Raw genomic sequence first — 17,527 nt, 5'->3', positions numbered from 1 at the left:
ATTCGGGTCTGCGGGCCACCACTCAGCCCCGGTCCCTGACCAGCGGCGTCTTGCCGACGGTGGTCCGCTCGATCTGTGGTGAGGAGCGGGGCACGAACACCAGCCGGAACCCGTATCCGGTCTGCTCGATCGCCGCCGCGGTCGCCTCCCGGTCGTTGAAGAGCGACAGGGAGCTCGGCAGAGCCTGGGTGAACAGCTGCCGCGTCCCGCTCGGGCCGAGGGCGTGCTCGACGGCGGCGGCCGTCCCCTCGGCGTCGTCCACCGCGACCAGCAGGGTGAGGGTCCGGTCCTCGCGGTGGTTGTGGAACTGGACCTCGTGCGCGACCAGGTCCAGGTCGACACCGGTCGTCGAGCGCAGCCGCGCGCGCAGGGCCGCGTACGCGAGCGTCGCCGAGTACTGGCTGTCGTTGAGGTGCAGCACGTCGGCGGTGCGCCCGGCGAACTCGAACCGCTCGGTGCGCAGCCCCGGCCCGTTCAGGGCGGGGCGGCGGATCATCCGGTCGCCGAGCTTGAGCCGCAGCAGCGGCGTCTCGTCGGAGTGCAGCCGGGTGACGACCAGCTCGCCCTCCTCACCCTCGGCGACGGCCCGGCCGTGCTCGTCCACGATCTCCACCAGGTGCAGTCCCGGCACGGCGGAGAGCGCCGGCGAGGCGTGGTCGAGCTGAAGCCCGACGCACTCGGCCTGGGTCGCGGCGAAGTAGCTGAGGATCGACACGTTGGGGAAGAACGCCTGCAACTCGTCGCGCTTGCGCTGGGGCAGGGAGCCGCTGCCGTACATCGCGACCCGGAAGCTCGCCCTGGCCTGCGGGGACAGACCCGCGCCCAGCTCGGGCAGGAGCGCGATGCCCGCGGTGATGCCCATCAGCGCCTTGTGGCCCGGGTAGGAGAACATGTGCTCCAGCACCGGCGCGCTCACCGGGCCCGCACCGATGTAGTTGACCTCGGGGACGTGGGACAGGACGCCGCCGACCATGGTCCCGCTGCTCCACATCTGGTAGTCGGCCAGCGTGGTGAACAGCCAGCGCGGCGCGGGACCGCGCAGATAGCGGCCGAGCTGGTAGGCGCCCATGAACGCCCCGGAGATGCGGTAGGTGTCGCGCAGCTCCCGCAGGGAGTACACGATCTCCAGGGGCATGCCGTCACCGGTGCCGCCGCTGGCCACCACCTCGAACCCGCCCCGGTCGAGCGGCACGACCATCCCGGCCCGCGCGCCCATGAACATGTCACGCTGCACGGTCTTGTCCGAGAGGGGGATCCGCTCCCACTCGGACATGTCGGCGGGGGCGTCGCGGATCCCGAAGTAGTGCAGCCGCTCGCGCCACAGCGGGTTGAGCAGGGCGATGCCGACGAGCTGCTGAAGCCGGCGGAACACCAGCGCGTTCTGCAGGTCGAGCGGGGACTCGCAGTACGGGGCTCCGGTGAGCCGCCCGCACTCCTCCAGCTTGCCCGCGAACGACGGCAGCCCGATGACGTCGTCCACCGAGCGGGGCCGCAGCTCCTCCTCGGGGATCAGTCGTGCCGCCAGCTCCGCCGAGGTGGCGAGGTCCACATCCGTCATGGTCATGATTGGCTCCTGTTCCGCTGGTCGTCGCGGGTCGTGGCGCTCGTACGCAGCACCCGTTGCCCGATGTCCCTGATCTCGTCGATGAGCATGGTCAGGTGGCCCGCGTCGATCAGGTGGTTCATCACCACCACGCGCAGCGCCGCCACCTTGTCGATGTCGACCTTGGAGATGAAGAAGCGCCCGCCGCCCCGGATCCGGTTGCGGATCTCCAGTTGCAGCCGATGCGCGATCGCCGGTTCCAGGTCGTCCGGCAGATATCGGAAGCACAGGATGTTGGACTCCGGCTCGTGCGCCACGGCGAAGTCCGGTTCGGCGGCGAGCATCCGGTGCGCCTGCCGGGTCACCTCGCACAGCCGGTCGATCCGCTGTGCGAACAGCGCCGGGCCGTAGACCGACCAGACCGTCCAGAGCGGCATGATCATCGGGCGTTTCGTGCACTCGAGGTTCTTGTCCGCGCTGTCGTAGGCGCTGTAGACGTCGGGCTCCTCATCGAAGACGTAGCTGGCCCGCTGCCGGAACGCGCCGCGCGCCGCCGCGCCGTCGCGGTAGAAGAGCAGCGTGCACGGCGACGGCATGAACAGCATCTTGTGGGCGTCCCAGGTCAGGGAGTCGGCCTGCTCGATGCCGCGCAGCCGGTGCCTGTGCCGGTCCGACAGCAGCAGGCTCGCCCCGTGTGCCCCGTCCACGTGGAGCCAGAGCCCGTGCCGGCGCGCCACGGCGGCGAGCTCCTCCAGCGGGTCGAAGGCGCCCACCGAGGTGGTCCCGGCCGAGGCCACCAGGCAGAACGGCCGCAGGCCGCGCCGGTAGGCCTCGTCCAGCGCCGGGCCGGCCAGCTCCGGGCGGATCCGCCCGGCCTGATCGACGGGGAGACGGATGATCTGTCCTTCTCCGATGCCGAGGACTCCTGCCGCCCGGGTCACGCTGTAGTGGGCCTCCTCGCTGACCGCGATGGCCGGGGGACCGGGCAGGGCGCCCGCGCCGCGGGTCCAGATCTGCGGGAAGGCGCGGTTGCGGGCGGCGAGCAGCGCGGTCAGGTTGGCGAGGGAGCCCCCCGAGGTCGTCACCATGGCGAACCGGTCACGGTCCCAGCCGATGAACCCGTTGAGCTCCTCGGCCATGAGCCGCTCGGCGACGCTGGGGAGCTGCCCGGCCTCGTAGAAGGAGGAGGGCTGGTTGACCACCGAGCCGACCAGGTCGATGAGGCTGGCCAGCGGCACCACGCCGGAGAACTGCCGTCCCATGTAGCCGGGTGAGTAGACGGGGATGCCGGTCCCCGTGTACAGGTCGACGATCTGGTTCACCCGCTCGGCGTCGAAGTCGGCGATGCGCCGCCGTTCCCGGGTCATCAGCTCGCGCGCGGCCTTCAGCAGCACCGCGGGATCGAGGAGGTCGAGTCCCCGGACCGACCGGTCGCCCAGATACGTCGTCAGACGGCCGACGATGTCCATGGCGCCGTCGTGGAAACGCTCGGGGTCGAAGGCCGCGGTGAGGCCCGGCATGGCTGAACGGGAGCCTTCGCCGGTCGCCGGCTCGGGCGCCGTCGGCTCGGGAAAGGAACTCTGGACATCGGAAAGCGAACTCGTCATGGAGGGGCCTCCAAATGACCCGAGGTCGAGAACTCCCAAATGTTCGTGCCTGAATGGGAGCTCGGAGACGGTGAATCGAACTCCCGGCGATCACGTGAGGGTTCTCGCGAATAAACGCGTGGTCTTCGGTGATGCGTCGATCGAGAAAGAGGTCCTCGACGTCGGGGGACGCTAGGCGGCATTCGTGCCGTCACCGGCCGTTCCCGGTGTATGGAACGGTCCAATATCGAGGGGTGTCGATGAGTGATGGTGGAAGATGGTGCGAGAATGCCTCGCCACCCTTGATCAAGTGGTTGAGGTCGGTCTGGCGATCAGGGTCTGGAGGAGGGTCGTCGTGGACGAGTCACGGCTAATTCGCCCTGAATTTCAATCGCCGTATATGTTGGCACGCCCTTCATGTAAGTGACCTAATCATTGTTCACGGCAGGGGCGCAAGACCTCGGATGCAGGTGGAGTGGCAGATTGCGGCCACGGTTAACGCGTGTGGTGATCGGTGTGAGGAGATGGTCGGCGAGTCTCGGTTGTTTTACTTCTTATGGGTTTTTTCTCATTAAATTTCATTAAAGTCGGCATTCGGGACATTTGCCCCCGTGGGCCGTGCCGTGCCGTGTCGCGTCGTGTTGTGCCGTGCCGGGTGGGCTCGTGCCGTACGGTCGGGCCGTCACCTCGACGCCCCGCCGCGCACCCGTGAGCCGGCGGAAAGACGCGGCAGGCGGGCGCGGGGAAACCCGGCAGGCGTTTCACGAGCCGCGAAAGCAGGCGTGCGGGGTGTTCACGAGCCGCTCGCGGAGGCGTGCGCGGGTGCGGGGACCTGGAGGTCGTGGCCGAAGGAGCCGAGTCGTCGGGCGGTGGCGGTGAGCCGGGCGGTCAGCTCCGGGAGCCGGTCGTCACCCAGCCGTACCGCCGGGCCCTGGATGGCGAGCGCGGCCAGCACGTTGCCGTGGCCGTCGCGGACCGGGACGGCCACGGCCCGGACCCCGGTGACGCGCTCCTCGAAGTTGACGGCCGCGCCCCGGGCGCGTATGCGGTCGAGTTCGGTCTCCAGGCCGGCCCGGGTGGTGATCGTGGTGTCGGTGTAGCGGGCGAAGGGCTCCGCCATGCCCACCCTCGGATCCCCGAAGGCGAGCAGGGCCTTGCCCATCGCGCACACGTGGATCGGGTTGCGCTGGCCGGGCTCCTGCTCGTAGCGGAGCGGCTGTCTTGAGGGGACCTGGAGCAGCACGGCCACCTCGTCGCCGATGCGCACCCCCAGGTTGACGGCCTCCCCGGTCAGGTCGCGCAGGGCCTCGAGTTCGGGGAGCATCGTGGTCGCGCCGAGGCGTTCCAGGGCGAGGCGGCCCAGCGTGGCGGTGGTGATCCCGAGGTGGTAGCGCTCGGTCACCGGATCCTGGCCGAGCATGCCCGCCGCGTGCAGGGCGCGGACGATGCGGTGGGCGGTGCTGACCGGCAGGTGAAGCCGCTGCGCCACCTCGGTGGGGGAGAGCGTCGTCGACCGCTCGAACGCGCGCAGCACCGCGATGGCGCGTTCGATCGCCTGGGTGCCCCTGCGGGCGGCGTCTTCAAGCTTCGGCTTCATCGGGTCCACCGTTCCAGCTTAGGGCGGAGAGCTATTTCCTACACTCTTGACGGGTTTTTAGGGAATTACTACTATGTGGAATGAAGATCTTGCCATGTGGGATCTGGCTCGTTTCCCTGAGAGGACCCCCGTCATGCCTGTCCGTCGGCTTCTGCGACCACTGGCCCTGCTCATCTCGGTCGTTCTCGTGTTGACCGCCTGTGGCGGCGGCACCCAGTCGGTGGGCAGCGCCTCCGGCGCGGAGGGAGGCACCCTCAAATGGGGCTGGAGCCTTCCCACAACGTGGGATCCCGTCACCTCCAGCGCCGGTAACGACGTCAACGCCCTGTCCCTCGTCTACAGTGCCGTCACCCGCCTGGACGACAGGGGCGACGCCGTCGGTGGCCTGGCCACCGCCTGGAAGTACACCGACGGCGGCAAGAGGGTCACCTTCACCCTCAGGGCCGGGCTGACCTTCTCCGACGGCTCCCCGCTCGACGCCGAGGCCGTACGCAAGAACCTCCTGCGCGGCCGGGACCAGAAGGACTCGCTCATCGCCTCCCAGCTGCGCGGGGTGAAGGACGTCGAGGTCGTCTCACCGACCGAGTTCGGGATCCTGCTCGACCGGCCCGACCACCAGATCCCCAACCTGCTCGCGGGAAAGACCGGGATGATCGTCAACCCCCGGGCCTTCGAGGCGGACGCCAGGGCCGTCAGCGCCGAGCCCGCGGGCGCGGGACCCTTCACCCTCACCCAGCTCGTTCCCGGCTCGCACGCCAACCTGGACCGCAACCCGTCCTACTACGACGTCGCGAACATCCACCTGGCCAAGTTCGAGCTGAAGACCGTCTCCGAGCCCGCCACCGTCGTCGCCGGACTCCAGTCCGGCCAGTTCGACGTCGCGATACTGCCCGCCGCCCAGATCGACGCGGCCAAGGCGGCCGGGCTGAAGGTCGACCTCATCCCGTCGCTCATGGTCCGGGTCCTGGACGTCAACAACAAGATCGCGCCGTTCGACAACCCCAAGGTCACCGAGGCGCTGAAGTACGCGGTCGACCGTGAGGCGCTGCTGGAGACCTCGGGATTCGGCGTCGGCGAGGTGAACACGCAGCCGTTCCCCAAGGGCCACCTCGGCTACAACCCCGAGCTGGAGAACCTCTACCCGCACGACCCCGCCAAGGCCAGGAAGCTGCTCGCCGAGGCGGGGTTCCCCGACGGCGTCGACGTCCCGCTGACCACCGCCGACCCCGAGGGCCTGCCCGAGCAGGTCCAGGAGCAGCTCAAGGCCGCGGGCATCAGGACCACGATCAAACTCATCGCCCCGGCGCAGCACACCCAGCTCGTCTATGTCCAGCACAACGTGGCCCTCGCCCCCGACGCCTTCGTCGGCCGAGAGTCACCGCTGCAGGCGCTCGGCGTCGTCTACGGGCCGGAGGGCCTGATGAACCCCGGCCGCAACACCCCCAAGGCGCTGCTGGAGCAGTTCGACAGGGTCCGCGTCACGCCGCCGGACGATCCCGGCTACGCCAAGACCGTCCAGGACGCGGTCGCCATCGGGGTCAGGGAACTGCCCAACGTCTGGCTGTTCTCCACACCGCGCATCTTCGCCCGCAGCCCCAGGGTCTCCGAGCTTCCCACCAACCTCGCGGTGCAGCGCTTCGACGGCGTACGGGTGACGAACCCGTGACCGCGCTGGGATCACGCGCCCCCGCGTCCGCGCGGGGAGCGGGGGAAGACGGGGAAACCGGGGGAGCCGGGAAGGGCGGAGGGGACGAAGAGGTCGGCCGGCCCGTCGTGACCGCGCCCTCGGCAAGACCCTCCCGGGTCCGCCGGAGCGCGGGGACCGCCCGGTGGCGCGCGGTGGCGCGCGGATCGGCCGCCCTGGTGGTCGTGGCGCTCGCCTCCACCTTCGTCACCTACGGGCTGGGCGCGCTGGGCGACGCCAATCCGGCGGCGGCGGTGCTGGGAGAGACCGCGACCCCCGAGGACATCGCCAGGATGAGCCACGAGTTCGGGCTCGACCGCCCCTTCCTGGAGCAGTACGTCACCTGGCTGGGCAACGCGCTCACCGGAGACCTGGGCCGCTCCTGGTTCACCCGGCTCCCGGTCGCCGAGAGCATCGCGCAGCGCCTGCCCGTCGACCTGTCGATCACCGGCCTCGCGGTGCTCATCGCGATCCTCGCCGGGGGCGCGGCCGGCGTCGGCGCGGCGGTGAGCAACGGCGGCAGGTTCGACCGGATCGTGACCGCCGTCTGCGCGGTCGCCTCCACCCTGCCCGCGTTCGTCGTCGGCATCGGACTGATCGTGGTCTTCGCCGTGATCGTCCCGGTGTTCCCCTCGGGCGGGTACGTGCCGCTCACCCAGGATCCCGTCCAGTGGCTGAGGCTGATAACCCTCCCGGCGATCGCGCTCAGCCTCGACGCCACCGCCGACCTCGCCAGGCAGCTCCGTACCGGCCTGGTGGCCGCCCTGCGGGAGAACTACGTGACCGGCGCGGTGGTCCGCGGGCTCCCGGCGCGGCGGGTGCTGTTCCGGCACGCGTTGCGCAACGCCGCGGGCCCGGCGCTCACCGTACTCGGGATGCACATCCCACGCCTGATCGGCGGCGCGGTGGTCACCGAGGCGGTCTTCGCCCTGCCGGGTCTCGGCCAGCTCACCGGCGAGGCGGCGCTCAAGCACGACGTGCCGGTGATCCAGGGCGCGCTGCTCACCACCATCGCGCTGGTGCTCGTCTCCAACGTCACCGTCAACGCGGCCGTCGCCAGGCTGCGGGGTGCGCGATGAGCTCCTTCCGCAGGGCGTGGCGGCTGCCCTCCGTCAAGCTGTCCGTGACGATCCTCACCGTCGTACTCCTCGTCGCGGTGTTCGGCGACCTGCTCGCTCCGCACGACCCGCTCGCGCAGAACCCCCGGCTGCGCCTGCTCGGGCCGTCGGGAGAGCACCTCCTGGGCACCGACTACCTCGGCCGCGACGTGCTCAGCCGGCTGCTCGCCGGGACCGGTCTCTCGATCGCCGCGGCGGCGGAGGCGGTCGCCATCGGGCTGCTCCTGGGGGCGATCCCCGGCCTCGCCTCGGTGTTCTTCGGCAAGGTCTTCGAGTGGACGACGATGCGGCTGGTGGACGCGCTGCTCACGCTGCCGTTCGTCATCTTCGCCATCGCCGTCGCCGGGATCCTCGGCAACGGCCCGCACCAGGCGATGGCCGCCATCGGACTGCTGCTCGCGCCGGTGTTCTACCGGGTCACCCGTACGGCGGCGCTGGGTTTCACCCGCGCACAGTACGTCGAGGCGGCCGAACTGCTCGGCGCGTCCCGCTCCCGGATCCTGCGCACCCACATCGCGGGCAAGGTGCTGCCGACGGTCGCGGTGACCGCGGCGGGGGCGTCCGCCGCGGCGCTGCTGGTGGTCTCCTCCCTCGCCTTCCTCGGCATCGGTGTCGAACCCCCTGCCCCCACCTGGGGCGGGATGCTCGCCAGCGACCTGGGTTACCTCCACCAGCGGCCGCTCGCCCCGCTCGCGCCCGCCGTCGTGATCATGCTGACCGTCGGCGCGCTCAACGCCCTGGCCGACGCCGTACGCGACACGACCGGCCTGCACACCGACAGTCACCGTATCGACGAGAGCGAGGAAGTCCATGCCCGCTGAAGCGCTGTTGAGCGTGCGCGACCTGCGCGTGACCGTCTCCGGAGGCCGGGCCGAGGCCGTGCGCGGGGTCTCCTTCGAGGTCGCCCCCGGCGAGGCCGTCGGCCTGGTCGGCGAGTCGGGCAGCGGCAAGACCCTCACCTGCCGTGCGGTCCTCGGCGCCCTCGCCCCCGGCTGCTCGGTGAGCTCCGGCGAGATCGAGTTCGGCGGCCACGACCTGACGGGGGCGAGCCGCAGGCAGTGGCTCGGGATCCGCGGGAGCAGGATCGGCGCGGTCTTCCAGGACCCCGCCTCCTACCTGAACCCGTCCCTGCCGGTCGGCGACCAGCTCGCCGAGGTGCTGCGGGTCAAACTCGGCCTGCGGCGGCGCGCCGCCCGCGAGCGCGCCGTGGAACTGCTGGGCGCGATGGGCCTGCACGATCCGGCCCGGGTCCACGGCCAGTACCCGCACGAGCTGTCCGGCGGCATGCTCCAGCGCGTCCTCATCGCCGTCGCCGTCTCCTGCGATCCCGAACTGCTGATCGCCGACGAGGCCACCACCGCCCTCGACGTGACCGTCCAGGCCGAGGTGCTCGAACTTCTCGCCCGGCTGCGCGCCGAGCGCGGCCTGTCCATCGTCTGCGTCTCCCACGACCTGGCGGTCATCGCGGCGCTCTGCGACCGGATCGTCGTCTTCTACGGCGGCGAGATCGTCGAGTCGGGGCCGGCGAGAGAGGTCCTGGACAGTCCGGCGCATCCCTACACCGAGGCTCTGCTGCGGGTCGCCTCGGCCGGAGACTGGGGCAGGCGGACGCTGGAGGTCATCCCCGGCCAGCCGCCGCCCGCGGGCGCCTCGCTGCCGGGCTGCCGCTTCGCCGGCCGCTGCTCCTTCGCCGAGGAGGCATGCTCGGCGGCTCCCGTTCCCCTCACCGCCCACCCCGGTGGGCGCGAGGTCCGCTGCCTGCTGCGCCAGGAGCCGGTGGGGCGCGACGCGGTGGGCGTCGGCGCCGGAGCGCGGGGGAGCGACCTGTGAGCGGCCCCGAGAGCACCCCGGTGACCGGTTCCGGGTGGACTCCCGCGACCGCGGCCGGTCCCGCGAGCACCTCCGCGACGGGTAGGGCGACCGCGGACGGCTCAGCGGCCACCCCCCGCACCGGCCCGGCGGGGACGCCGCTGCTGGCCGTGCGGGGCCTGAACGTGTCACTCGGCAGACCCGCCGTGCGGATCCTCAGCGAGGTCGACCTCACCGTCAGGGCCGGGGAGATCCTCGGGATCGTGGGGGAGACCGGCTCGGGCAAGACGACCCTGGCCAGGGCCGTCGTCGGCCTGGTCGGCCCCGACTCAGGTTCGGTCGAGGTGGAGGGGGTCGAGATCTCCTCGCTGAGAGGCAGGGCGTTGCGGGCGCATCGCCGTACGGGAAAGGTGCGGTTCGTCTTCCAGGACCCGCTCCGCTCGCTCGACCCCGACCACAGCGTGGGAACCGTCGTCGGCGAAGGGCTGGCCGTGCGGCGCGTGCCCCCGGCCGAACGCGCGGCCAGGGTGCGGGCGGCACTGGAGCTGGTCGGCCTGGATCCCGCCCTCGCGGCCAGGACGCCCGGCCAGATCTCCGGCGGGCAGCGGCAGCGCGTCTCGATCGCCCGCGCGATCGTCGCGGAGCCGTCGCTGCTGATCTGCGACGAGCCGGTCAGCGCGCTGGACGCCTCCAACCGCAACCACATCCTGCGCCTCCTGGACGACCTGCGCGGCAGGCTCGGCGCCGGTGTCGTCGTCATCTCCCACGACCTCAGCTCCCTGGCGGGCGTCGCCGACCGGGTCGCGGTCCTCTACCGGGGCCGGATCGTCGAGGAGGGCCCGATCGGCGAGGTCTTCGACGACCCCCGCCACCCCTACACCGCGCTGCTCGTCGCCTCGGCCCCACGCGTGGCCGGTGCCGCCCGCCACAGCCTGGAGCGGCTGCGGGCGGCACCGACCGACGGCGCCATCGGTGCCGTCGGTGGCTGCGTCTTCGCCCACCGCTGCCCGTTCGCCACCGAGACCTGCGCGGTCGTTCCCGAACCGGTCGTCAGGGGCGGGCGCGCGGTCGCCTGCCACCACACCGGCACCTGGCCCGCACGGGCCGCCGCGTCGACGCCCGCCCCCGATCCCGTCCCGGTGGCCGTTCCCGGCCGCGGCTCCGCCCTCGAAAGCCCTCTTTCCGAAAGCCCTGCTCCAGAAAGCCCTGCTCCCGGCTCCGTTTCCTTCCGCGGGTCCGCGGGCGGTCCCGGTCCCGCACCGAACCTCGCCTCCGCTCCCGTCCCCGATCCGGCCTCCGGTTCCGTTCCCCGCTTCGTCGCCCGCTAAGGAGTACACGCATGTCCATCGAGATTCTCGGCATGGTCGGTACGAAGGACTTCTCAGAGACCCACGGTTCATTCGTCGACGGCCCGCCCATCGACGTTCCCTACCTGGCCACGTTCGCCCGCGCCCACGAGGCCGCCGGGTTCGACCGGGTGCTGATCGGCTACGGCTCGTCCTCGCCCGACGGGTTCGCCGTCGCCGCGTCGGTGCTGCACGCCACCGAGCGGCTGCGCGTGCTGATCGCGCACCGGCCCGGCTTCGTCGCCCCGACGGTGGTGGCGAGGAAGCTCGCCACCCTCGACCAGCTCACCGGGGGAGGCAGGGTCGCCATCCACCACATCACCGGCGGCGACGAGGCCGACCAGCGCCGCGACGGCGACTTCCTCGACCACGGTGGCCGCTACCGGCGTACCGGCGAGTTCATGTCCGTGCTGCGCCGTACGCTCACCTCGGCCGAGCCGTTCGACCACGAGGGCGAGTTCTACCGGTTCGAGGGCGCCTACAGCTCGGTCAGGGCCGACATTCCGCTCTACTTCGGCGGGGCCTCCCCGGCGGCCGTCCAGACCGGGGCCGAGCACGCCGACGTCTACATGCTGTGGGGCGAGCCGCTGGCCGAGACCGCCGAGCGGATCCGGCGCGTCAGGCAGGAGGCGGCCAGGCACGGCCGGGAGATCACCTTCAGCCTGTCCACCCGGCCGATCGTCGCCGCGACCGAGGCCGAGGCGTGGGAGCGGGCCGAGCGGATCAGGGCCGCGACCGCCGCGCGCGTCTCCGGCGGCGGACTCGGCTGGAGCAAGGGGAAGAGCGAGTCGACCTCCGTCGGAGCCGCCAGGCTCCAGGAGCAGGGCGCCGAGCGGGAGGTGCACGACGAGCGGCTCTGGTACGGCGTGACCAACCTGATCGGTCCCGGCGGCAACTCCACGGCCGTGGTCGGCACCGCCGAGCAGGTCGCCGAGGCGCTGCTGAAGTACCACGACCTCGGCGTCACGACCTTCCTCATCCGCGGCTTCGACCCGGTGGACGACGTCGTGCGCTGGGGCGACGAGCTGGTGCCGCTGCTGCGGCAGGGGGCCGAGCGGCGCGAACCCGCGGGCGTGGGCGCGTGAGCGCGACACGCGAGGCCAGGGGTGCCGGCCCCGAGCAGCCCGGGCGCCTCCGGCCGGGCAGGGCAGGACACTCGCGGCGAACCGATCACCAGGGACACGGCACAGGAGGTGGTGGCACGATGAGCGCCGAGGCGGTCGGCGGCGGGCAGCCGCGCGATGTCTTCCTGTCCGCCTTCCGCAGGCACGCCGCCGGGGTCGCCGTCGTCACCGCCCCGGGTCCCGCCGGTTTCACCGCGACCTCGCTGACCTCGATGTCGCTCGATCCGCCGCTGCTGTCGTTCGGCATCTCGGTCGGCTCGTCGAGCTGGCCGGCGATCCGGGACGCGGACGCGTTCGTCGTCCACATCCTCGCCGGAGACCAGCGGGACGTGGCGGAGCTGTTCGCCAGGAAGGGCGCCGACAGGTTCGCCGACCGGGATCGCTGGGAACCCCTCCCCGGAGGGGAACCCCTGCTGTACGGGGTGGCCGCGTGGCTGCTCTGCCGCACCCAGGAGCGGTTCATCGCGGGGGACCATCGGCTGGTCGTCGGCCGGGTCGTGGAGGGGCACACCGATCCCGCCCACCCTCCGCTGCTGTACCACGATGGAGGTTTCGGCGCGCTCGCGCCGCACCCTTCCGACCGAGCCAGGAGTGACTGATGCCGATCGTCCTTCCCGAAGACCCCTTCCACCGCCGCCTGCACCACATCGCGCCCGGCGGTCTCACCTCCGAGACCGCCCAGACCGGTGGTATGCGCCGCCGCGCGGCCATCAGCGGAGCCACCGTCGGCTCCAGCCGTCTGTGGATGGGGCAGACCCACGTGGCGCCCGCCACCGCCTCGGCGAACCACCACCACGGCGAGTCCGAGACCGCCATCTACGTCGTCAGCGGCCACCCCTCGTTCGTCTTCGCCGACGTCGAGGGGGAGGAGCCCGTCGAGGTGCGCATCGACACCGAACCCGGCGACTACATCTTCGTGCCGCCTTTCGTCCCCCACCGGGAGGAGAATCCCGACCCCGACCTGGAGGCGATCGTGGTCATCGCCCGCAGCACCCAGGACGCCATCGTGGTCAACCTGGACGATCTCACCTGGACGGGACCGGTTCTGACCTCACGGTGACGGCGGCCCGTCGCGGGCCACCGTCACCGTGAGGTCAACGGGAAGTCACTGGGAGATCATCGCGAGGTCATCGCGTGCCCGCCGCCCGGAACGCCGGGCGGCGTCCAGGCCGGTCGCCTCTCGCCCACCGGCGCGGAGGGTGCGCCGGTGGTGAAAAGATCGCGGGCGTGTCCGAGGCGCCGGGCGGTGTCCGACCGGCCGTTCACCCGCCGGTGTCCCCGGCCGCCAGGCCGCCGGCCGCATCCCCGGCCAGCCGGTCGTCCGCCACGACCCCGGCGTACACCAGGGCGGGAGGTACGTTGCGCCAGATCGGCCCCAGGGCGTCGACGGTGGTGAACGTGCTGTTCATGAGGCCGCGGAAGTGCCGGGAACGCTGGAACGGCATCACGGTCAGCGTCGTGATCGTGCTGAAGGCGCCGCCGGGGGCGAGACAGGCCGCGATCTCCTCCAGAACGCGTTTCTGCTGGGCCTCCTCGAACAGGGTCCAGGGGAGCGAGGAGACGATCGCGTCGGCGTGGGACAGACCGGCCTCCCGCAGTATCTTGCCGAGGTCACCCGCGTCCCCGCAGATCACTTCCAGCCAGGGCCTGCTGCGCCGCAGGTGGTGCACCATGCCCTCGTTGAGCTCTATGGCGAGCTGCCGCCCTCCCACGGGGAGACGGTCGCGGATCGCGTCGCTGATCACTCCGCCGCCGGCGCCGAGTTCGACGACCGTGGCTCCGGGGGTTGTGGGAACGATCGAAGCCGCCAGGCGTGCGACGGCCTTCGAACTGGGAGCGATCGCCCCCAGCTGGTGGGGATTACGCATGATCGCACCGAGGAATGTGAACGTGTCACTACCGGCAGGACGATTTTGAGAGAGCATCGACAGCTTATTCCCCCTGTTGAGGGGGTTATGCCAGATACGGGCTTCGATGATCGGGGTTCCACCGCCGTACGGTCGCCGTACAGGTGCCGGTCCGCCGGGCGAAGGATACGGGCGTTCCGGCGGCGGTGTGGTTCACCGTCGGTGACGGTCGCGACCCTCCTCTGCCCCGGGAAGGCGAGGCGAGGTACCGTCGTCTTATCGGATCCCGGTCATGAGGGGAGCCGCCATGCCAGACGATTCCGATCACGTGCTCGACTCCATCGACGGTGCGGTCGACGAATGGCTCGCGATGAGCGACGACTCGATGCGCTGGACACCGCCGGAGAAGGCACGGCCGAAGCCCCAGCTCGGCCTGCCGGTGCCGCCGCTGCCGCAGGTGCTGGAGGACTTCATTCAGGAGGTCGGAGCCCGCCTCGGCCCGCCCGCCCAGGCCGTGGTCGACGCGTTCCGTCCCTTGGGGGAGGGGGTGGTCGACGCGGTCTCCACGTTCCTCGACAGCCCGCCCGTACGGCAGCTTCTCGATCCGCCCGGCCCGTCGGGTGACCGGCCGGAGGAACTCGGGGTTCACGCGTTTCCCGACACGTTCGGGACGCAGCCGGAGGACGCGTCCAGGCCGCCGCGTATGATCGAGTCACGGCTGGAAGAGGCCGAGCCGCCCGCGGGCCCGTCCGATCGCGAGGGTCCGCTCGGGCCGCCGGATCGGTCCGGGGCCTCTCCCGTGCGGGAGCGGCCGGACGCCGGGCCGTCAGGAGACGGGGATTCTCCGGCCGGGTCGCAACCGGCGTAGGTTTCGGGGACTTCCCGGTCGTCTCCGGTCATCGAGCCGGGCCGGACGGGGCCGCACCCGCGCGCAGGGAGCCTTGTGGGCGGAGCCCTTTGGACACGGGCCCTTGGAAGGGACCGCCTTGGGCGGAGCCTCCTGAAGGAGGCCCCCTTGGAGGGATTGGACGGATTGGGCGGACCTTCACCGTGGCCGGTCGCCGACGGTGCTTTGTCCGAAACTCCGGTGAGATCTTTCCGCGGAAACAGGTGAGTCTTCCCGTCGGAGGGGAAGCGGGTGTGTCCCGATCGCGGGGGAGACGGGCGCACAGTTTCACTTTCGCCCAAAGTGTGCGGTGAAGTGCGAAACTCCCTTTTTCGGGCAAAGAACAAAAAACGCATTAACCGGCGTAGTTCAGGGGTGATGAGGCAATGGCGGGTCTGGCGGGGCCGATCGCGGTCGGCGTCGAAGAGGAGTTCCACGTCGTCGATGTCGACACCCGGCACCTGGTCCCACGGGCCGGTGTCCTGCTGGAACAGCTGCCGGCCGAGCGCTTCACCCATGAGCTGCAGCGTTCCGTGGTCGAGGCCAACAGCAGGCCCTTCATGCACCTGGAGGACCTCGGGCACGACCTGACCGCGCTACGCCGCACGGTGATCCAGGCGGCGGACGGACTCGGCCTGGGAATCGTGGCGGCGGGCAGCGTGCCGATGGTGGATCTGGAGGCGCTGAAGATCTCCCCTGACCCCCGCTACGAGCAGATGCTCGCCGACTACCAGCTGCTCACCCGCGAGCAGCTGATCTGCGGGACGCAGTTCCACGCCGACGTCGAGGACCGCGACCTGGCCGTCGCCGTCGCCCATCGCCTCGCCCCGTGGCTGCCCCCGTTGCTCGCCCTCAGCTCCAGCTCGCCGTACTGGCTGGGGTCCGACACCGGGTATGCCAGCTACCGCCCGCTGCTGTGGCAGCGCTGGCCCACCGCCGGCCCCGTACCCAGGTTCGAGTCGGCCGCCGAGTACGACCAGGTGGTGCGCGACCTCGTCGCCTCCGGGGTGATCACCGACCCAGGCATGATCTACTTCGACATCCGGCCCTCGGCGCACCTGCCCACCATCGAGCTGCGGGTCTGCGACGCCTGCCCCCGCGTGGGCGACATCGTGCTGATCGCCGGACTGTTCAGGGCCCTGGTGGCCAGGGAGCTGGACGCGGCGCAGAACGGCCCCGAGCGCACGGTCCGCCTGGAGATGGTCCGCGCCGCGTCGTGGCGGGCCTCGCGCTCCGGGCTGGAGGGTGACCTCGTCGACCCGGTCGAAGGCACCCCACGACCGGCCGCCGAGGTGATCCGGCGGATGGTGAACAGCCTGCGCCCGCAGCTGGAGCAGTACGGCGACTGGGAGCTCGTCACCTCCCTGGCCACGGAGTCACTCGCCAGGGGGAGTTCGGCGGCCCGCCAGCGGCAGGCGTACGCCCGCGGCGGCCAGTTGTCCGACGTGGTCGACCTCGTCATCGCCGAGACGCGATCACAGGAGTGGGAGACCGCCTTCGGCGGGCCGACGCCCAGGATGCACACCAGCCTCCTGGACGGCTACGAGGCCCCGGGCGACGAGGCGATCATCGAGGGCACGGTGCGCGAGTCCTACCAGCCGGTGCTGCGGGTCCTCGACCGCCTGGGCCTCGATGGACTGCGCGAGCGGGAGGAGAGGCGCGACGCCTACCAACGCGACAACGGCATGACCTTCCAGGTCGAGGGAGGCGGCGAGAGCCGGATCTACCCGTTCGACATGGTTCCCCGGCTCGTCCCGCCCGGCGAGTGGACGGGGATCCAGCGGGCGCTGCCGCAGCGGGTGCGCGCGCTGGAGGCGTTCCTGCACGACGTCTACGAGGGACGCGAGATCATCAGGGACGGCACGATCCCCGCGTGGGTGGTCGACGAGTCCCCCGGCTACCGCAGGCCGGGCCGCAGGGTGCCGCAGGGCACCGTACGCTGTGCCGTGGCCGGACTGGACCTGGTCCGCGACAACGTCGGCCGCTGGGCGGTGCTCGAGGACAACCTGCGGGTGCCCTCCGGGCTCGGATACGCCGTGACCAACAGGCGGCTGATCAACGAGCTGATGCCGGAACTCGCCCCCGGCGAGGAGGTCGCCGACCCGGGCGCGGGCCTGCGGATCCTGCGGGAGGCACTGCTCGCGGCGGGCTCCGGTGACCCGTCGGCCCTCGCCGTCGTCTCGGCGGGACCCGAGGACTCCGCCTACTACGAGCACAGGATGCTCGCCGAGGAACTGGGAGTGGTCCTCGCCGTACCGGCCGACCTGTCCTTCAAGAACGGTCATCTGGAGATCGACGGGCGCAGGATCGAGGTGCTCTACCGCAGGATCGAGGAGAGCGCGCTGCTCGGCGGGCGCCTCGGGCTGGAGATCATGGACGCCGTCGAGCGTTCCGCGCTCGTCCTGGCCAACGCGCCGGGCAACGGCGTGGCCGACGACAAGTGCCTGTACCGGTACGTGCCGCGCATCATCGAGTACTACCTCGGCGAGCGACCCCTCATCGACAACGTCCCCACCTACCTGTGCCGTGACGCCGCGGACCGCGAGCAGGTGCTCGACCGGCTGGCCGAGCTGGTCGTCAAGCCGGTGGACGGGTTCGGCGGCCAAGGCGTGGTCGTCGGCCCCGACGCCTCCGCCGACGAGCTCGAACAGGTCAGGAAGACGATCCTCGCCGCCCCCGAGGGCTGGGTCGCCCAGGAGACGGTCCGGCTGTCGACGCACCCGACCTTCGACGGAGACCGGTTGAGCCCGCGCGTCGTCGACCTTCGGGCCTTCGTCTGCTTCGGCGAGACCGCGAAGGTGCCGCCGACCGCGCTGACCCGCGTCGCCCCGGCCGGCAGCATGATCGTCAACTCCTCCCAGGGGGGTGGTTCCAAGGACACCTGGCTGCCGAGTGGGGACGTCGAGGTGGGGCTTGAGCGATGAGCTCAGGCGCGAGCCCGAGGCGTGAGATGTGCGATCTGAGCGGTGAGCTCCGGCGTGAGCCGG

The 17,527-nt window shown here is 71.3% G+C and carries 14 protein-coding genes; 10 read left to right on the top strand and 4 right to left on the bottom strand.

Annotation, left to right across the window (positions count from 1 at the left end):
* Positions 1-22: 22 nt before the first annotated feature.
* The 3 genes from ABT352_RS32540 to ABT352_RS32530 form a co-directional block, all read right to left on the bottom strand.
* Positions 23-1,564 (bottom strand): phenylacetate--CoA ligase family protein, encoded by a 1,542-nt coding sequence (locus tag ABT352_RS32540; RefSeq protein WP_350948825.1) that lies wholly within the window; start codon positions 1,562-1,564, stop codon positions 23-25.
* The gene (locus ABT352_RS32535) at positions 1,561-3,150 is read right to left on the bottom strand and encodes a pyridoxal phosphate-dependent decarboxylase family protein (RefSeq protein ID WP_350948824.1); all 1,590 of its coding nucleotides are present in this window, start codon (positions 3,148-3,150) and stop codon (positions 1,561-1,563) included. The genes ABT352_RS32540 and ABT352_RS32535 overlap by 4 nt, the downstream gene beginning before the upstream one ends.
* Positions 3,151-3,922: 772 nt before the next feature.
* Positions 3,923-4,726 carry an IclR family transcriptional regulator gene (locus ABT352_RS32530; protein ID WP_350948823.1) on the bottom strand — a complete coding sequence of 268 codons (804 nt, stop codon included), beginning with the start codon at positions 4,724-4,726 and terminating at the stop codon, positions 3,923-3,925.
* Between the two features lie 133 nt (positions 4,727-4,859).
* Here ABT352_RS32530 and ABT352_RS32525 point away from each other — a divergent pair, with 133 nt between their 5' ends.
* The 8 genes from ABT352_RS32525 (at position 4,860) to ABT352_RS32490 (ending at position 12,867) form a co-directional block, all read left to right on the top strand.
* Positions 4,860-6,392, top strand: a complete 1,533-nt coding sequence (locus tag ABT352_RS32525; RefSeq protein ID WP_350948822.1) for an ABC transporter substrate-binding protein — start codon at positions 4,860-4,862, stop codon at positions 6,390-6,392.
* A 173-nt stretch (positions 6,393-6,565) separates the two neighbouring features.
* The gene (locus ABT352_RS32520; RefSeq protein WP_350948821.1) at positions 6,566-7,489 is read left to right on the top strand and encodes an ABC transporter permease; all 924 of its coding nucleotides are present in this window, start codon (positions 6,566-6,568) and stop codon (positions 7,487-7,489) included.
* Entirely contained in the window at positions 7,486-8,349 is an 864-nt protein-coding gene (locus ABT352_RS32515) for an ABC transporter permease (RefSeq protein ID WP_350948820.1), read from the top strand. Before ABT352_RS32520 ends, ABT352_RS32515 begins: the two co-directional genes overlap by 4 nt.
* Positions 8,339-9,358 (top strand): ABC transporter ATP-binding protein, encoded by a 1,020-nt coding sequence (locus ABT352_RS32510; protein ID WP_350948819.1) that lies wholly within the window; start codon positions 8,339-8,341, stop codon positions 9,356-9,358. Before ABT352_RS32515 ends, ABT352_RS32510 begins: the two co-directional genes overlap by 11 nt.
* The gene (locus tag ABT352_RS32505) at positions 9,355-10,665 is read left to right on the top strand and encodes an ABC transporter ATP-binding protein (RefSeq protein WP_350948818.1); all 1,311 of its coding nucleotides are present in this window, start codon (positions 9,355-9,357) and stop codon (positions 10,663-10,665) included. Before ABT352_RS32510 ends, ABT352_RS32505 begins: the two co-directional genes overlap by 4 nt.
* A gap of 11 nt (positions 10,666-10,676) precedes the next feature.
* On the top strand, positions 10,677-11,768 hold the full coding sequence (locus tag ABT352_RS32500) for an LLM class flavin-dependent oxidoreductase (protein ID WP_350948817.1): 1,092 nt from the start codon (positions 10,677-10,679) through the stop codon (positions 11,766-11,768).
* Between the two features lie 119 nt (positions 11,769-11,887).
* Positions 11,888-12,406, top strand: coding sequence for a flavin reductase family protein (locus ABT352_RS32495; protein ID WP_350948816.1), 519 nt, complete (start codon positions 11,888-11,890; stop codon positions 12,404-12,406).
* The gene (locus tag ABT352_RS32490) at positions 12,406-12,867 is read left to right on the top strand and encodes a cupin domain-containing protein (protein WP_350948815.1); all 462 of its coding nucleotides are present in this window, start codon (positions 12,406-12,408) and stop codon (positions 12,865-12,867) included. The genes ABT352_RS32495 and ABT352_RS32490 overlap by 1 nt, the downstream gene beginning before the upstream one ends.
* A 202-nt stretch (positions 12,868-13,069) precedes the next feature.
* Here ABT352_RS32490 and ABT352_RS32485 read toward each other — a convergent pair whose 3' ends face one another.
* Positions 13,070-13,675 carry a class I SAM-dependent methyltransferase gene (locus ABT352_RS32485; RefSeq protein ID WP_350948814.1) on the bottom strand — a complete coding sequence of 202 codons (606 nt, stop codon included), beginning with the start codon at positions 13,673-13,675 and terminating at the stop codon, positions 13,070-13,072.
* A 286-nt stretch (positions 13,676-13,961) separates the two neighbouring features.
* Here ABT352_RS32485 and ABT352_RS32480 point away from each other — a divergent pair, with 286 nt between their 5' ends.
* Positions 13,962-14,522, top strand: a complete 561-nt coding sequence (locus tag ABT352_RS32480) for a hypothetical protein (RefSeq protein WP_350948813.1) — start codon at positions 13,962-13,964, stop codon at positions 14,520-14,522.
* A 404-nt stretch (positions 14,523-14,926) separates the two neighbouring features.
* Positions 14,927-17,464 (top strand): glutamate--cysteine ligase, encoded by a 2,538-nt coding sequence (locus ABT352_RS32475; RefSeq protein ID WP_350948812.1) that lies wholly within the window; start codon positions 14,927-14,929, stop codon positions 17,462-17,464.
* Positions 17,465-17,527: the final 63 nt, after the last annotated feature.

The sequence above is a fragment of the Streptosporangium sp. NPDC000563 genome, assembly GCF_040299985.1.
Taxonomy (GTDB): Bacteria; Actinomycetota; Actinomycetes; order Streptosporangiales; family Streptosporangiaceae; genus Streptosporangium.
Note: the sequence above shows the minus strand (reverse complement) of the source record. Positions and strands in the feature narration are given on the sequence as shown.

Excerpts from the sequence above, each read along its gene's own strand:
- ABT352_RS32540 (WP_350948825.1), bottom strand. The coding sequence starts at position 1,564 with ATGACCATGACGGATGTGGACCTCGCCACCTCGGCGGAGCTGGCGGCA.
- ABT352_RS32535 (WP_350948824.1), bottom strand. The coding sequence starts at position 3,150 with ATGACGAGTTCGCTTTCCGATGTCCAGAGTTCCTTTCCCGAGCCGACG.
- ABT352_RS32530 (WP_350948823.1), bottom strand. The coding sequence starts at position 4,726 with ATGAAGCCGAAGCTTGAAGACGCCGCCCGCAGGGGCACCCAGGCGATC.
- ABT352_RS32525 (WP_350948822.1), top strand. The coding sequence starts at position 4,860 with ATGCCTGTCCGTCGGCTTCTGCGACCACTGGCCCTGCTCATCTCGGTC.
- ABT352_RS32515 (WP_350948820.1), top strand. The coding sequence starts at position 7,486 with ATGAGCTCCTTCCGCAGGGCGTGGCGGCTGCCCTCCGTCAAGCTGTCC.
- ABT352_RS32510 (WP_350948819.1), top strand. The coding sequence starts at position 8,339 with ATGCCCGCTGAAGCGCTGTTGAGCGTGCGCGACCTGCGCGTGACCGTC.
- ABT352_RS32500 (WP_350948817.1), top strand. The coding sequence starts at position 10,677 with ATGTCCATCGAGATTCTCGGCATGGTCGGTACGAAGGACTTCTCAGAG.
- ABT352_RS32495 (WP_350948816.1), top strand. The coding sequence starts at position 11,888 with ATGAGCGCCGAGGCGGTCGGCGGCGGGCAGCCGCGCGATGTCTTCCTG.
- ABT352_RS32490 (WP_350948815.1), top strand. The coding sequence starts at position 12,406 with ATGCCGATCGTCCTTCCCGAAGACCCCTTCCACCGCCGCCTGCACCAC.
- ABT352_RS32485 (WP_350948814.1), bottom strand. The coding sequence starts at position 13,675 with ATGCGTAATCCCCACCAGCTGGGGGCGATCGCTCCCAGTTCGAAGGCC.
- ABT352_RS32480 (WP_350948813.1), top strand. The coding sequence starts at position 13,962 with ATGCCAGACGATTCCGATCACGTGCTCGACTCCATCGACGGTGCGGTC.
- ABT352_RS32475 (WP_350948812.1), top strand. The coding sequence starts at position 14,927 with ATGGCGGGTCTGGCGGGGCCGATCGCGGTCGGCGTCGAAGAGGAGTTC.